Origin of the sequence: Paenibacillus darwinianus (assembly GCF_000598065.1) — a bacterium.
Classification (GTDB): Bacteria; Bacillota; Bacilli; order Paenibacillales; family Paenibacillaceae; genus Paenibacillus_I; species Paenibacillus_I darwinianus.
Map to the genome: position 1 here is coordinate 17,010 of NZ_KK082177.1, position 1,208 is coordinate 18,217.

The window sequence follows — 1,208 nt, forward strand, 5'->3', positions numbered from 1 at the left end:
TTGTGGAGGAGCTGCTGCGGATCGGCGGCAGCCGCTTCGGTCATGTGACGCTGTCCGGGGGCAATCCCGCGCTGCTTCCGCAGCTGGACGAGCTCATCCGACTGCTGCACGCGCGGGGGATGCAGGTGGCGCTCGAAACGCAGGGCAGCCGCTGGCAGGAATGGTTCCGGGCGATCGACGACCTTACGATTTCTCCCAAGCCGCCGAGCTCGGGCATGAATACGGATTGGAACAGGCTGGACGAGATCATGAACAAGCTGTCGGGCAGAGCGGAGGGGCTGTGCCTGAAGGTGGTCATTTTCGACGAGGCTGACCTCGATTATGCGTTAACGGTACACCGCCGTTATCCCGGGGTGCCGCTTGTGCTGCAGGTCGGCAACGACGATGTGGGCACCTCCGATGCGGCGGGCCTGATCGTCAAGCTGCTGCGGCGCTACGAGTGGCTGGTGGAGCGGGTGGCCGCCTCGGAAGCGTTCAGGCAGGTGCGGGTGCTGCCGCAATTGCATACGCTGCTGTGGGGAAACAAGCGAGGGGTTTAAGCCATAATTTGCCGCGAAGCGGACGGAAAAACAGCCGCTTTGACGGATTTCAGGAAAATCTTCCCTTCACCTGCCGATTGAAGCTGGTATAATAATAGAGCGATAGATTCTATCAACTCTACTATTTGCGAGGTACCGGATGCGAAAACCAGCAGTTATTACCGTCATGTTTGCGTTGGGGTGGCAAGTATTGTTCGCCGCTCCGTCAGTCGAAGCCGTCGGGACCCGGTCCGAATCGTATACGGCCAAGGTGTATGCCGTCTCGCTTAATGTGCGAAACGAGCCTTACGCGAAAGCCGAGGTGATTGGCTCCTTGAAGAACGGCGAGTTGGTCACTGTTTCCCAGGAAGCGCACGGCTGGCTCCAGGTGCGGTCGGGGAGGGTAAGCGGCTGGGCCGCAGGCTATTATTTCAAAAAGGTAAACGGAGCTGTTTCGGTCAGCTCGGCCGGCTCGTCGTCCGAGGACGGCGGCAAATCGATTGCGAGGTCAGTGCGGAAGGCGGCGGATACGGTGGCCGTTACCGCAGATACGCTGCGGCTCCGGTCGGGTCCGGGGTTGAAATACAGGATGGTCGGCGGACTTAAGCGGGGAGATCAGCTGTCCGTTCGCGAGCAATCCGACGACTGGCTGCGAGTGGTCGCCGCAGGTGTCGGAGAGGGCTGGGTGTC

At 60.5% G+C, this 1,208-nt stretch carries 1 protein-coding gene and 1 pseudogene; both read left to right on the forward strand.

Annotated features, from left to right (window positions below):
- Positions 1-539, forward strand: a pseudogene (queE, locus tag BG52_RS10915) (7-carboxy-7-deazaguanine synthase QueE); the annotation flags it as partial.
- Positions 540-678: 139 nt separating this feature from the next.
- A partial coding sequence (locus tag BG52_RS10920; RefSeq protein ID WP_036667258.1) for an SH3 domain-containing protein occupies positions 679-1,208 on the forward strand: 530 nt, incomplete at its 3' end.